Below are 15042 nucleotides of genomic sequence, written 5' to 3'. Positions count from 1 at the left end.
TTATTGCGACGGATCATAATGGTAGTTTTCTCAGACGTGTGTATGCACTTGTTCCTCAGTCATGCAACCAAGATATATACTCCCCGTGCCGACGATGTAACTTGGCTTAAAGCATCTTCTGTTGCACTATTAATTCGGGGAGTACTCAACAATGGATCCGGCCAACCCATACAGGTACTGGCGAACCCGGTGGAATATCCGGTACTGTAACTAAACGACAAAGAGTACCAATGCAATGGACTGGTCATAGCTCAATTCCTAAAGTCGTTGTGGATTGAAGGTTATACAGTTGCGGCATAGGCGATTTGAGGTTTCCCCTGTTGTGGTTCGAACGGTAAACCCGGTTGTTTTGGATCCCAGATGTACGACGCCGTCTGACTGTCGGCGATCAAACCATCGATTCCATCCGCTGATTCATCCCCGGCGCCGTCTCGGGCAATATAAAGTGCCAAGGGCATTCTGATATCGACCAGTACCGCCGACGCTAACGGTTTCGTTCTGGACAGGTTGTAGCGCAAACATTTGCTGAACGAGCGGCCCTCCGCCACCAAATACTCGATTAGCGCCAATTCGTCGGCAGTTTCGAACGGAATCCATTGCGACGAGACATTCATCAAGCTGAGGTTGTCCAACTCCGCGTAGCCGGCTTGGTTAATCGAAAAAGTCGCAATAACAATCAAGTGGCTGGATTCGATCCCTCGCCACAAAAGCAATTCCGCATCGAACTGCTTAACCATGCGCTTATAGGTCTGGTCGTTTAGATAAAACGGGTGCTCCGGCAGATGCTTGATAACCAGCTTATGTCCGAAACGAGCCGGCTTGATCTCCTTGAGTTCGCCAATCAACATCCGAAAGCGATTTTGGTTGTCCGAGCAAGCCAAGGACTTCGCCGTTCTGGCGCTGATTTCATCCTTTCTTTCGAGGATGAACGTTTCCGGAATGAACACGATTTCATCCAGTGGCATGGCTTTGGCGACTTTTCCGGCGCAGGCCCCCAACAGGGCTTTGCGCAACCCATGCCAATTGCGCCGTGACTCGGTCGCTGGCGCCCAGCGCTGCCAACCGCTTTGCTCCCAGAGATAATGCAGCAAACCGCGCAGGCCGAGTTTGGCTTCGGACGCTTTAATGCTGGTCGGCTTGGCCGCTTCATCGGTTTCGGATGCTAGGGCCGGCGTTCGGCTTTTCCCTGGAGCCAGACGAAAGTCGAACTTCAATTGGGTAACGCCGGTATCGAGATTTTCTTTGATGGCCGATCCGTACACCTGGCCCAAGCCGGACAATTCGGCCGGCGGTTCGTAGGATTCGCAGCCCGGATGATGGTGGCCGCCGGAATTGGGCATCCGTTTCAGCCAATATCGTTCATGGGCATAGGCAATATACAGTTCGACGCCGTCTGCCATGCACAAGCACAACGGCCGTTGCTTATTGGCGTACGCTCGGGCCAATATGTTTTGAAACTCCTCGTGAGCTTCGGTGAATTCGATACCGTCTAATCGATAATGGCTCATGGTTCGTCTGTTTTGTCAGAGGGTGAAGCAGCGTCTTCGGCATAGCTGCCAGTGCCACAGGCGCGGCACGACATATCCGGATGATGGGAACCCGGATTACAGATGTGGGGTTTGACATGAATGATCGCGAACGGCCTCTGCACGTCGGTACGGTTGGATTCAATCCCTTCCAATGAAGGAGAATGCCCGCCATGTTCCGCTTGACTCATAAAACCCACCCCAGAGGCCGCCAGGAATAAGGTGCATCCCATGAAACATGGGATGCGATTCGGTAAATTACATTCTCAAGTGATCCAAAATCAGATCACGCATTACTTCGAAATCGACACCTTCCGATTCGCAGCAGACTCGAAACGAAAAAGGCGACGTGTCGTCACTTTTCAACCATTCCAAGGCATCCGCCTTTTGTTCGTCGCAGACCCGTAAGTCTTTCAGCGAACTCAACATCGCCAGCAACAAACGGTAACGCAGCTCGTCGAATTCCGATTCCGTGAATTGAGGCAGTGCGTCCCAATCGATCACGAAGATATCGAACTGTTCGACGCTGGGATGAACCTGCACCGCTGTGTCTTTGCGCATTTTCATGAGATCCTCCTAAATTAGACGGAGGACTCCCCCTAAACGGAGAATTCCCCCGTTTAGGGTTTAAATTGACTGCCCGTCGCCGGGAGTCGTTAGATATGCTGATTATTTAGGGAAGCCAGCTACCTCCTTGAACGTTAGCGCGAACCGTTATATCAAAAACCGGAATTCAAACCCGCTGGCTAAATGCCTCTGAAATTCACCTGCACGGCATCCCTGCCACGAAAGCTTAAAAGTTAGCCGTACCGCCGCGTCGATTTCGGCGCCACAGCCTCTGTCTCTTCCTCGCCATCTGTCTCGATATCCGCTAGATCTTTCCCATCGTCGGTATCGAGGTCGACACCTTTGTCAATCAAGGCTTGTGTAGCGGTTTCGACTTCGGTCGTCTTGCCGCGGGCACGTGCTTCTCTGTAAGCACTACCGCGGAGGCTAATGATCCGGCGGGCCAGTTTCTGAATCCGCAGTTGCCATTGACGCTCGGTGTCCGCGCGCTTGTCGTTCGGGATGATGTTGCTTAGCCAAAGGGTGTCGACCAATTTCATGGCGTCGTCCATTTTCAGCATCAACGAGACGAACTGCGACACCTGAGGCGAGACAATTTCGATATCGTACCGACCGGGATTACTGTATTTGGGCGTTCCGGAAATACCGTTATCGTCTCTCAATTTCTCCAGCCGCTCGATTTCTCCCAGCAGATCTTGAGTACACGCATCGATCAACCCGGACACCGCCTCTTGTACCTGATCGATATGGTCCTTTTCGCCGATGATGTATAAAATCGTGTCGATCATGTACAGCGCGGACACGACGGATTTGAAGTAGCGTTGATGGACGCGTTTGCTATATTCGCTGTTGAGCACCAGCGACTGCGTAAAGCTGGGGCGACTATAGAGGTCTGCTCCGGATCCGGATTGGGTTTCGGCCATGGCATTCACCTTCCTTTACTAAATTGAAAGGCTGCCATGCTAGCGTATTTGAAAATTCAAACCCGCTGGCTAAATGCCTCTGAAATACACTTTGCCAGCGGGTCAGCTTCTGCTTATTGCCACCCCTCCATCTGAAACGGACCAACGAGAAGGTTAGATTCGCGTGCCGGTCACTATTGCATGCCGTGAATTTCGTGCGAAGATGAATCATCTGTGAATTATGGTTTCATCCATGTCTAATAGAACCGATACCTATGCCCTCGCTTACGAATGCTGCGATACCGTGTTAAGGGAAGACGGCCGCTTTCCGACCATCGACGCGATTCGGGATCGAATCGGTGTGAATAGTCCGACCGTGATCAGCCGAGCCATCAAAGACTGGACACTGCATTTCGCCAACAAGCACAAAGAAACCTTCGAGAGGCCGGATATGCCGGCCGTAATGTTGGATACAGCCGTTTCGCTCTGGCAACTGGCCCTGAAGGAAGCCAGTAAACAGTTTGACGAACAGCGACAACAACTCGAAGAAAACGCCCGTAACGACCAAGCGCTGATTGTCCAATTGCAACAGCAGCTAGTAGACCAACAAGCCCAATGGGACACCGAGCGATCGCAACTGAGCCAACACAACGAGGAACTTCGGCACGCGAATGCCGAATTGGCGACTGCGCTGGCAGAGGCACGCCAATCGCTCAGCCACACCAACGCCGAATTGGCGAGCACCCGAGAAGCGTTGTCCAGAGCGGAAGGCAGTTTATCGACATCCAAAGCGGCACTGCAGGCACTGGAATCAGCCTGGTCGCATCGCTTCGATCAGCAACACGATTGGCATTTGGCTCGCATTGAGGAAGAAAAGAACGCCGCGCGTCAGGAACATGCACGGACCATTACCGCACTGGGACGCGAGCTGGAGGATTTTAGACTCGAACTGGCCACGGCTCAGGCGCGGATTACCCAATTGATGCAACAACTCAGCGATCGACATGAACACCAACTCAAATGGGAAGCCGATCTGGCCACCTTACGCGCACAACTAGCTGCTCGGGAAGCGGAGCTTCAGGCCGAGAAGGACAAATGCCAACGATTGCACGGATTGGTCAGAAAGCAACGCCGGCCGGCCCAGAATACCCCCGATAAGGCGGCCGGATGACCCCCAACGAACTCGGATTACTACGGGGATGGATACAAGGCTTATCCTGGCCAGTGCTCGGTGAGGCGTACTTGGATGACGCCGGTACCGCTGAGACCCGTCGCACGGTCATGGCCCTGTCCCGCACCCTCGCGCGCAAAGCCGAGCTGTTGAATTTGACGGCCGATGCAGCCATTTGGCAACAGCCGTGCACCGGCAGTGCCGAGTGGATTGACAAAGCCTTGAAGTCTTTGGATCGCCTGAAAAGCAAACCGGCGCCATTGCCGCAACCGAATGAAGCCTGTAGCCGTTGGCTGCCAGCCGCGGCCGCGGCGCGCTTAGCGCAAAACGAAAACATTCACAGCCTGACCCAGTTGGCGGATTTCATCAACCGACATGGCCAGCGCTGGTGGTCGCAAATCCCGCGCTTGGGCCAAACATCCGCCACCGAGATTCAGGCTTTTTTTGCCGATCATGCGGAGGTATTGGGCCTTCGCCTGGATTTGGCGAGAAAATCCCCGGCACGACCACCGGTAACAGTGGGTTCGTCCGATATCGCCCCCATCGAACGATTCCGGCCACCCGAGCATCTGAGCGGGCAATCCGGCTCAAACCGCGCTCCGGTCGCTAGGTGTCTATTGGACGCCGGCAACGATTTCGAGGCGATTTTGGCCTGGTTGTCCTTATACGACGCCGGAACCCCGACCCATCGCACCTACCGGAAGGAAATAGAGCGGTTTTTGTTGTGGGCGATCTTTGAGCGCGGCAAGGCGATATCGTCGCTGACCACGCCGGATTGCGCCGAATTTCGCCGTTTCCTCGAAGACCCGCAGCCGGCCGAGCGTTGGATCGGTCCCTCTGGACAACGTTGGTCACCGCAATGGAAACCGTTCAAAGGTCCGCTGAAACCCAGTAGTGCTCGCCAAGCCGAAATCATTCTCAGTGCCTGCTGCGACTGGCTGGTAGGCCAGCGCTATTTGGACAGCAACCCCTTCGCCGGCTTAAGCAAGCGCGGCTACGGGCGACGCCAGGGCACCGATCGATTACTGTCTCCCCCACTCTGGGACTATTTGATTGGCTTTGCCGAACGGCAAGCCAACAACTCCGCTACCCCGGACAATAAGCGGGCCGATCACCGGCGAACCTTGTTCATTCTGCGCTTCGCTTACTTGACCGGTTTACGTCTTCACGAATTGACCAAAGCGAGAATTGGCGATCTGGAACGCCTCACCGGTTACGACGGCGACCAATGGTGGTTAAACGTCGTCGGTAAAGGTAAGGTGCATCGCCAGGTCCCGATTGCTCCGCAGCTGATTGACGAAATCAATGCTCATTTGCGAGACCGGCAACTCAAATCAATTGGTTATGCTGCGCCGAACACCCCGATTGTCGGCAAATTACGCAATCGCTTAAGGGATGCGCCTGACGACGCGCAAAGCGCCGTTTTCCTCAGCGAATCGGCGCTGTACCAAAAGCTCAAGGCCTTTTTTGAAGCCGCCGCGGACGATATCGGTCCAACCGACCCTGTCGCGGCGGACAAAATCCGCCGAGCCAGTACCCATTGGCTACGCCATACGCATGGTAGCCACGCCGTTTACAAAGGGGTTCCGCTGGAAATCGTGCGGGACAATCTCGGCCACAAAAACATCGCCACTACCTCGATTTATGTACATTCCGATAAAGACTCGCGGTACAAAGCCATATTGGGAATGTCAGGTGATTAAGGCATTGCTTGGTGGGTGTTGTATTGTGGAAGCGACCGCTTTCGGGCGATGAAACAGAAGGTCTGGCCGGCTATTTTTGTTAAGGGTTGTCGGATGCCTGCCCTTCACCGCGTAACGGTACTGCTGTGACAAACTGCCGAGGGCAGGCGTCGGACAAGCCCCGAGGGAGGAAACCGCGGGCCACATAGCAGGGAGTTAGCAGGGATGAACGGCTATGGGGATTTGAATGGTGAGTCTGGTTTTATTCTGATTAAGCCATGGATTTGCAAGATCATGATAGGGCTTCAAGCGTGGTTGGCGAAGACGATAATGACCAATCGGATTGCTTTTTTGTGACGTTAGAAGGTGATCATTAAGGATTTTCAGCCCTCTGGCCAAGCGTTTCCGTATCGGCTTTGGCCGACGAAGTTTGGGTGGGTAGCTCCAGCTTGGGCAGGCGTGTTGGCTCATGGCACAGGACCCTGTGGCGGTGGCGCCCGAATCAACGGTTTGCGCGTCAAGATTTCGATGATTATCATGGCTGCCCCGCAATCCGGGCAGACGAAGGTCGGCGGGGTTGTTGTTTCCAGCGCGTCCGCTTGGGTTTGCGTGGGTTCCGGCATCACCTTCAGCAATTCCCGGGCTCGGGCCAGATGGTCTCGCCGCCTGCCATTGGCCAGCAAGCCCACATGGCGAATGCGGTGAAAACCGCTGGGTAGGACATGCAGCAAAAATCGCCGAATGAACTCATCTGGGTTGAGGGTCATGGTTTTCTGCCGTGTCCTGCCTTTAGCCCGGTAGTCTTTCCAGCGGAAGGTGACGCCGCGTTCGTCCATGGCCAGCAAGCGTGAATTGGCAATGGCCACACGATGGGTATAACGGGACAGATAAGCCAGCACTGCTTCAGGTCCGGCAAACGGGCGTTTGGCGTAAACCACCCATTCGCACTTTCGCAGCGGCGCGAGCCAGTCGGCGAAAGCCACGGTATCCGACAGATGCGCATATTCGCCGAAGAACTGTAATTGGCCAGCCGCCTGCGCCTGGCTGAGTGCCTCCAGAAACCGGCGTCGAAACAGCCGCGACAGCACGCGTACCGATAAAAAGAAGCCGCGCTTGCAGCTGACCCAGCGCTCACCGTCCAGCGACAAGCCACCACCCGGAACGATGCCATGCACGTGCGGATGATGGGTTAAGGCCGAACCCCAGGTATGCAACACCAGGGTGGCGCCGATCTGTGCACCCAGATGTTTCGGATCGGCGGCAATCGTGCGTAAGGTTTCTGCCGCGATCTCGAACAACAAGCCATAGACGATGGTTTTATTGTAATAAGCGATGGCGCTGATCGGTGCCGGCAGGGTGAATACCACATGGTAATACTCGACCGGCAACAGATCGGTCTGGCGGGCGTCGAGCCAGCGTTTGGCCGCGCTGGCCTGGCACTTCGGGCAATGCCGGTTGCGGCAGGAGTTGTAGGCGATGTCTTGATGCTGGCAAGCCGGACAACACAGCACATGCCCACCCAATGTCGCGGTGCGGCACTGTTCGATGGCGGACATGACTTTCAGCTGGCCCAGGCTTAAGTGAGCCTGCTGAGCTTGTCGCCAAGCGGGACCGTGGGCGCGGAAAATATCCGCGACCTCAAGCGCAAGCCGCCTCATGGGCGTGCTCGACTACATTAACGGCAACGTCTCGATCGGACTGACGACCTCCCGCAGAATATCGGTGGCCACCTGCGCATACAATGCCGTGGTCTCCAGTTTCTTGTGGCCGAGCAATACCTGGATGACGCGAATATCGACCTTCTGCTCCAGCAAGTGCGTGGCGAAACTGTGCCGCAGCGTATGCATCGATACCCGCTTGTCTATCCCCGCAGCCTCGGCGGCGGCATGGACGGCGCGGGTGAGTTGACGGGTGCTGAGCGGGTCGATAGGGTCCAGGCCCGGAAACAGCCAACCGCCTGGCAACATTTTGCCTTGGGCGTGCGCGAACTTCCACCAGGCGCGTAAACGCTCCAGTAACACCGGTGACAACATCGCATAGCGATCCTTGCTGCCTTTACCCTGTTCGACGCGTAAAGTCATGCGCTGGCTATCGACGTCGCTGACCTTCAATGCCACCACCTCGCTGGCCCGTAAGCCGGCGCCGTACGCCACCGATAAGGCCGTTTGATGTTTGAGATTATCGGCGGCGGTGAGCAAGCGAGCCACCTCTTCGCGACTCAAGACCACCGGCAATTTACGTGGCTCATGCACTGCATGCATCTTGGCCATTAACTCTGGATGATCTAGCGTGTTGTCGAATAGAAACTTCAATCCCGTGAGATTGGCATTTAGGGAAATCGCCGAAATGCCGGAATCGACCAAGTACAACTGATAACGGCGTAGATCTTCCGTGCTCGCCGTATCCGGTGAGCGGCCCAGGAACTTCGCGAATCGCTTCACGACACGAATATAACTGGCTTGGGTTTTTGGCGATAACTTGCGCATCCGCATATCGTCGATCATGCGTTGACGCAAGGGGCTGACGGGTTTATCTGTCGAGGTCATGACACGACTCCTATCCTGTACAAGGCGGATTGCCTCGTCGCTTGGATAGGAAAAACACAGGATATGCTGCCGATTATCCTCAGGCTTGGCTACACAGACTCCCTACCGCGTAGCGGTTTAGTCCTTCGACCCCAAGGCGACATTCAGAGTTCATCTAACCGATCGTCTGGTTACTGACCCAAAGCAAACATTCAATAAATTTTTTCTAAAACGTCTTTTTGGAAACCAGCAATCCTGTTCGCTGTCCCGTTCCATGGATTACTATGGATTGAATGCAAACAAACTTGATTATTTCGAGGTATCTGCTGGGTTTCGCATTGCTCTGCTAAAGGATTGTCAAAACAACCAAATGTAGGTTGGGTTGAGCAACGCGAAGCCCAACAAAATCAAACCGTTGGGCTTCATTTCATTCAGCCCAATCTACCTTAGTGGATTCAGCGGTAGGGTACGCAGTGCGTACCCTACAACCCTGAGTAAAGCCTAAATTCATTTCTTAATAATTTCCTTGAATTCTCGCCAGCCCAACTCAAATGTACGAGGTACTGCCTGAATCATCCCTGGAACATCTACAGGTAGTGGCGTCCAAAATCCAAAATAAGGTATACCAAACATCCTCGCACCATATTGAGCCTTATTGGCAATCGAATGAGCATAAGTCTGACAATTTATCAATCCTGTGTAGAGTGGAACATCTTCTGATTGTAAAGATTCAAGCATTCGTTGTCCGTCTTGCAAAGAGTATGGAACCCTTCTAACTTCAACATACTCCTCGGCTTTAAAACCATGTATCACACTCCCACCTGCTAACGAAGGTCCGTAACTTCTAATTGCCAAACCGTTTAGAGTTTCAATCCCAACAACCTCATGGAATGAATCAGAAAAAACTATTACGTCTAAACCTTTAACATCCACTTTACTAATCGGATTCCCTTCAACATACCCATAAGTATTTAGACCCCCATTCAACCCAATCGGATCGCTCTCAATATATCTACCAATCTTCGGGTCATAATCCCTAAAGCCGTTGTAATGCAGGCCGGTCAACTGGTCGTAATACTGTCCCGGAAAGCGCAGGTTATAGACAAAGGCCTTGCCATCTTTGTCCGGATCTTCGTTCGCCAAAGTGCTGCCGAATGCTTCGCTGTCCCAGCGCCAGATGGTTTTGCCGGCTTCGTCAGCAATGGCTTTGGGGGTGTTGAGATGATCGGCATACACGTAATAGTTACTACCGCCGGCCATCACCGCCACCGGCATATCGCCCAGCCAGACGGTTTCCTGAATTGGCGTGCCTTTTTGGTTGTATTCGCCGATTAAATGCCCTGCTTCGTCATAGACAAAATACGTGCCCAGTGGCGCATATTTGTTGGGGTTGATGCGCATATCCGCCATCTTGCTTTGCGTACACACCGCATCGGCGCTGGTGATTTTGCTGTCGTGATTACAATCGGCCGCCAGATTGACTGGCGCACTGCCTTGGGTCATCAACACGATCAGGCGCAAATCGACAGCCGTCAAAACGCCGTCCTGATTGGCATCACCGGCCATATCCACCGGGCTGCTTTTCAGCTTAGCCAACCTTTGTCCCAAGCCATTCAGCAAATAATGCTCGGTGCCCAGTAAGCTGGAGGCTTTGACCAAACGGCCACGAGCATCGTAAGTAAATTGATGAATGCCGTCATTGATGAGATTGCCTGCAGCATCGTAGCTGTAGTCTTTGGCCGGGTTACTGTTTTTCAGCAAGCGGTTGCTGGCTGCATCTATAGTCGAAGTGTCCGTAACTGTGCCGGACAGCTTACCTGTGCGGTTGCCGTTGGCGTCATAGCTGTAATCGATCTGGCTACTGGGTGTGGAATCAGCTAGCAAGCGGCTCAAGGCATCGTAGGCAAAGCTTTGATCGTAGTTCATGTTGCTGTCTTGATACCCCGAGATTCGACCTTCATCATCGTAAATCAGTTGCCGATTACGCTCGCCCAAGTCATAAGCCACCAAGCGTCCATCCAAATCAAACTCACGAGTGGTTTTCGCCCCGTTGCCGAAGTTCCATACGGTAGGCGCACCAAACGGTTGATAAGCAATACTGCTCAACAACGATTTGCCGTTGCTATCCATCGCGGTGACCAAACCGTTTTGATAGCTCACTTGCACCAGATTGCCGGACGGATAGACGATGCTTGAAAGCCTGCCATTGGCATCATAATTGTATCGGGTCACCAACGTTAAACTGCCCGAGGTAAAGGTTTTGCTGCTGATGCGCCCGTGTTGGTTGTAACTCCAGCGCGTCACACCGGCGGCATCATTCATCTGGGTAAGATGACCTATGCCATGAGTGCCTTGATCGTATGTGAAACTGACGATTTGGCTATTGCCGTACTGGATTTGCTTAACCCTATTGAGGGCATCGTAGCTATAACCGACCTTTTCGCCACGGGCATCGGTGGATTCGATCTTGTTACCGGCACTGTCATACTTGTTGGTTGACACTCCGGTATCCGGGGTATCGATAGTCAAGGCATTACCCAGGCCGTCATAGCTATACTGCGTGGCATGCGTTAACGGATCGGTGACCGACACTAGATTGTCGTTAGCGTCATAAGCCGTTGTCAGGTGATTGCCGTCCGGATCAACGCTGCCTATCATGCGATTCAGGGCATCGTAAGATAAGCTGGTGACATTGCCGAGCGGGTCGGTCACAGTCAGCGGATTATCGTTGCTGTCATAGGCATACACTTGCTTTTTGCCTGCAGCATCCAGCGTGGCAACCAAACGATTCAGGTTGTCGAACTGTTGGCTCAGGGTTTGCGCCAAATTGTTGTTGGGATCGTAAATCTGCTCCTTCAGCTTATTGCCCATAGCGTCCAGCGTATAGTCAAGGTGGTTACCGAGTTGATCAGTCACTTTGACCAAACGATGGGCGTCGTCATAACTAAACACGATAGCAGTGCCATCCGGAGCAATGGTTTTAATGACTTGCCCAACCGCATCGTAGACATACGCGGTGGTTTCATCACCTGCTTTTATCGAAGTAACCCGCCCGCGTGCATCATAGGTCAGAGTTTTTACCAAGCCGTTCGCATCCTTGCTGCTAAGCAGCTGACCGTTGGCGTTGTAGGCCGTGAATTGCATCACGTGCCCCAGCGCATCGGTGACACTGCTGAGATTGCCCAGATTGTCATAGGCAAATTGGCTAATGTCGTTGACGTCAGTTCTCGGGCCGTCCACCGTCAACACTTGCCCGGCGGCATTGTAGGTAAACGTCCAGCTCCGGCTGTCGTTTCCGGCTGTTACAGTACGTTTCAGCAGATTACCGTTAGCGTCATAACTGAAGCTGGTGACTCGATTGGGTTCAGTAATCTTGATCGGCAAACGATAGTTGGCATGCCATGTGGTGGTAATAGTCCGCGCCAAAGGAGTACCCGCCGCTTCAGTTCGGGAAGTTTCCTGACCGCCGGCATCACGCACGAAGGTCGTGACATTACCGTTGAAGTCGGTCTTGCTGGCGACAAAGCCATTGGCATCGTAAGTAAACGCTTTTGCGCCCAGACCTTTATTGGCGGCTCCGGTCACGTTGGTCGGTTTGACTACATCAAACTGGGTGGTGAAGTTGTAACCGTGTTGATTACCCAAGGCGTCAGTCACCGTGGATGAGCCATCGGCGTTATAAGCCACGCTGGTCAATTCAGCACCGCCGGCATGTTGCGATGAGGTTGCACGGCCTTTGGCATCGTAAGTCCAAGTGGCGAAGCGTTTGCCTTTCTCGTCGATGATGCCGGTTAATAGGTGGGTAAACGTGCTGTTTTCGTAAACATATTGCCGCTTGGTTTGATCGGGATTAGTCACCGAAATCAGATTGTTATTGGCATCGTAAGCATATTGATAGCGGCTGCCATCCGGCAAGCTGATGCTGGCCAGTTGGTTGCTGCTGTTGTAGGCAAAACTGAGCGCGTAGCCGAAGTGGCCTGTCACCTTGCTGAGACGATTTTGATTGTCATAGCTCAAACTCGTCGTCATGCCGGCGCGGGTGGTGATCGCGCTTAACCGGCCGTCCAGCGTATAGCTTTCGATTGCGTCATCCCGAGTCAACAATTGCCAGCCGGTTTGTTGGTTAGCCGCATCCTTGATCACACTCAATTGGTTGACCACGTCAGCATCGGACTGCCAGTCGCCAGTCGCGGATTTTGTAAAGCTTTCGACCCGGCCATCTTCTCGGGTGGCTTTAACCGTGGTATTGGCGGAATCGATAGTCAATGCCTGCTGCCAACTGCCACGCCAGCCGAAGCCCAGGGTGGTTTTTACATTGCTTTGGCTATTGTAAAAGCGGCGCATTTCCAGACCGGTGTTAGGTGCGCCTATGAAATCGGTTTCTGCCTGGAATTTGTTGCCGGTGGCTGTATCAATCGGGTTTCCGCAAAGTGCTTTGGGGCAATCGGGGTTTGAATTGCCGTAATTTTTTGGAGATGCTGAAATGGGAGCGTCTGGGATAGGGGTTAACAGAAATGCACGTGATTGACCATTATGAGAACCGTATCCAGTAATTTGACCAGCGTCGTTAATTCCTTTGGCGACAACCAGATACCAACCAGTCACACTTGAATCAAGCATATTATTCAAATCTCTCGTAATCCCATTTTTCGATATAGTTGCCGTTGGCGCTGCTCCTACCCTTGACGCGGAAGAACCTACTGCATCACCCGAGTTATTAATACTCCATACTATATTGTTAGATGAACTCGGCAAACCTACACCGATAAATTGTGGGCTTTCTCCAGACACAATTGTGGCCACAGAAGTAAAAAACATGTTCGAGGCGTTATAGTGTTCATGCACTAACGCTACTTGGCTACGATTATTGATGCTGGTCCCAAAAGCTCCATATCCATAATTTAAAAGCAAATCACCTTTATCATTTGCAACAAAGGCATGACTTTTCACAAAATTAGGGTATTGAAACTCACCAGTTACCAATCCGGAATCATTGATGCCATTTGCCTTGCAGTAAGTCCCCAACTGAAACCAAGTCATTTGTCCACTGGCATCGGTCACGAAGCAGTAATATTGATTACCTCCTGCTGTCAGGGTTCCGGCGACTTGCCCTAAGTTGTTGATTGAATTTCCCTGGCTCATTAGTGTGCCCAATGTGCCCAAATCCTGCATTACCCCACTAGGGTTTACCAGAATCGCATGCCGATAGCTATTGGCAATTTGCGCCCACCCCGTCACTTGCCCCGCTGCATTGATGCCTAAGCCTTCACTGTTATTGCCTCCAAGCGTACCCAAATCGATCATTTGACCACTGCTGTTAGTAACAAATGCATGAGATTGACCGTTTGCCGTGTAAGCTACACCGGTCACCTGTCCAGAAGCATTTATTGCATTACCCATACTGTAATTTCCACCCAACGTACCCAAATCGGTGATCGTATAACGCTGTTCCGCAAAAACATTGACAGCAAAAAAAACAGCAGCCAGCAGCCAAAACCATCGAGTTGAGGTCTGTAGGGAATTGTTTTGAGAATTTACCGGGGAGGTTCCTTGTTTCATCCGTCTGTTCCTGAAATTAATCTTGAAGTTTGCCGCGTTTACGCATAAATAAGGCTAATGGAGAAATGAACGTCCAGATTGCCGGGGGGATTGGCACGGCAGCAATGGACACCGAACTGTTGTTGCTGTCGGCAATTAGGGGTTTGGCATCATGATCTGCCAGACTGATAATCGTCAGATTCAGTGGACTGATACCGGTTGAAATAGCCGTGAAAAACAATCTAGCGAGGGTGAAGTCATTAGCCTGCTGGCTTAACAAAACGGACGAATCATCCAGCGAAAACTCAATCAAGCTGACCAAGCCGTCGCCAGCCAACACGGAAGGAAAATTCAAACCGGACTGCGCAATATCCAATTGATCGCCCAGTATTGAGTCACCAAATATCGCGTGATCGAACTGGAGTAAGGCGGGATCAAAATTTACAGACAGATCGTAACTACTCAGCGCCACGGCAGCATCCAGTCTGGAGATGTTGACGGCAAAACTGACGTTATCGCCCACCTGAATTTGCGGGGTATCCGTGTTGAGACTGATCACTACACTCGCTTGTGCAGGCAATGCCAAGGCAAATAATAAAAGACTGCGTTGAAACTGTTTTTTAAACAAAACCATCTCCTTATTTTAGAAAAAGGTTTACAGCCAATCGACCGAAAACCTATGAAAAGTGGCTATTTCCGTTGGGGCGCTTGATGGTGCCGAGGGGGAATATCCATAGGCTATGTCCAATTACTAGTAGTACCAATAACTTTTCCTGATTCCCCATAAACCTCAGCAACTTTGAAGCCTCCTGCAAGTCCAATGAAAACCCTCATCTGACTGGAGATCGTGCCATGAAAAAGAACCCGGTCCAATTTCAAAAAGGCTTCAGTTTGATGGATTTCCTGAAGCGCTACGGTACCGAAACCCAATGCGCCGAAGCCCTATTTCAGGCGCGATGGCCATCCGGTTTTCAATGCCCAAGTTGCGCTGGCCGTCGATATAGCTGTGAAATGTCGATGAACCGGGGTTGTCGACCGACAAGACAAGTTCTTATTTGTGGTATCTGGGTTCACAAATGAACCGCTGGATAGACATGAATATTTGTGAACTATATCAGGATTTTGGATTTA

9 protein-coding genes and 1 pseudogene are annotated in these 15042 nt (G+C 52.3%); 3 read left to right on the top strand and 7 right to left on the bottom strand.

The window, feature by feature from the left end:
- Positions 1 to 281: 281 nt before the first annotated feature.
- The 3 genes from MKFW12EY_RS22650 to MKFW12EY_RS22640 form a co-directional block, all read right to left on the bottom strand.
- Complete coding sequence (locus MKFW12EY_RS22650) at positions 282 to 1508, bottom strand: DUF1173 domain-containing protein (RefSeq protein WP_221054667.1); 1227 nt, start codon at positions 1506 to 1508, stop codon at positions 282 to 284.
- Positions 1509 to 1784: 276 nt separating this feature from the next.
- The gene (locus MKFW12EY_RS22645; RefSeq protein WP_054758377.1) at positions 1785 to 2093 is read right to left on the bottom strand and encodes a hypothetical protein; all 309 of its coding nucleotides are present in this window, start codon (positions 2091 to 2093) and stop codon (positions 1785 to 1787) included.
- Positions 2094 to 2326: 233 nt separating this feature from the next.
- Positions 2327 to 3016: a hypothetical protein gene (locus MKFW12EY_RS22640; protein ID WP_054758378.1), complete on the bottom strand. Its 690-nt coding sequence runs from the start codon at positions 3014 to 3016 to the stop codon at positions 2327 to 2329.
- Positions 3017 to 3248: 232 nt separating this feature from the next.
- On the opposite strand from MKFW12EY_RS22640, the gene MKFW12EY_RS22635 reads away from it, so the two are divergent.
- Positions 3249 to 4166, top strand: a complete 918-nt coding sequence (locus tag MKFW12EY_RS22635; protein ID WP_054758379.1) for a DNA-binding protein — start codon at positions 3249 to 3251, stop codon at positions 4164 to 4166.
- A 110-nt stretch (positions 4167 to 4276) separates the two neighbouring features.
- Positions 4277 to 5869 (top strand): tyrosine-type recombinase/integrase, encoded by a 1593-nt coding sequence (locus MKFW12EY_RS22630; protein ID WP_221054666.1) that lies wholly within the window; start codon positions 4277 to 4279, stop codon positions 5867 to 5869.
- Between the two features lie 446 nt (positions 5870 to 6315).
- On the opposite strand, the gene MKFW12EY_RS22625 is transcribed toward MKFW12EY_RS22630, so the two are convergent.
- The 4 genes from MKFW12EY_RS22625 to MKFW12EY_RS22610 form a co-directional block, all read right to left on the bottom strand.
- Complete coding sequence (locus MKFW12EY_RS22625) at positions 6316 to 7506, bottom strand: IS91 family transposase (RefSeq protein WP_221054665.1); 1191 nt, start codon at positions 7504 to 7506, stop codon at positions 6316 to 6318.
- Positions 7507 to 7518: 12 nt separating this feature from the next.
- A complete protein-coding gene (locus MKFW12EY_RS22620) occupies positions 7519 to 8394 on the bottom strand; it encodes a tyrosine-type recombinase/integrase (protein WP_221054664.1) in 876 nt (291 codons plus the stop codon).
- Between the two features lie 486 nt (positions 8395 to 8880).
- The gene (locus tag MKFW12EY_RS22615) at positions 8881 to 13932 is read right to left on the bottom strand and encodes an RHS repeat-associated core domain-containing protein (RefSeq protein ID WP_221054663.1); all 5052 of its coding nucleotides are present in this window, start codon (positions 13930 to 13932) and stop codon (positions 8881 to 8883) included.
- Between the two features lie 16 nt (positions 13933 to 13948).
- Positions 13949 to 14539, bottom strand: a complete 591-nt coding sequence (locus MKFW12EY_RS22610; protein ID WP_221054662.1) for a cohesin domain-containing protein — start codon at positions 14537 to 14539, stop codon at positions 13949 to 13951.
- A 224-nt stretch (positions 14540 to 14763) separates the two neighbouring features.
- Here MKFW12EY_RS22610 and MKFW12EY_RS22605 point away from each other — a divergent pair.
- Positions 14764 to 14937: pseudogene (locus MKFW12EY_RS22605) on the top strand (transposase); the annotation flags it as partial.
- Positions 14938 to 15042 lie beyond the last annotated feature (105 nt).

The organism is Methylomonas koyamae (assembly GCF_019669905.1).
GTDB lineage: Bacteria > Pseudomonadota > Gammaproteobacteria > Methylococcales > Methylomonadaceae > Methylomonas > Methylomonas koyamae.
The sequence above is the reverse complement of the archived record's forward strand: the minus strand, read 5'-3'. Positions and strand labels throughout refer to the sequence as shown.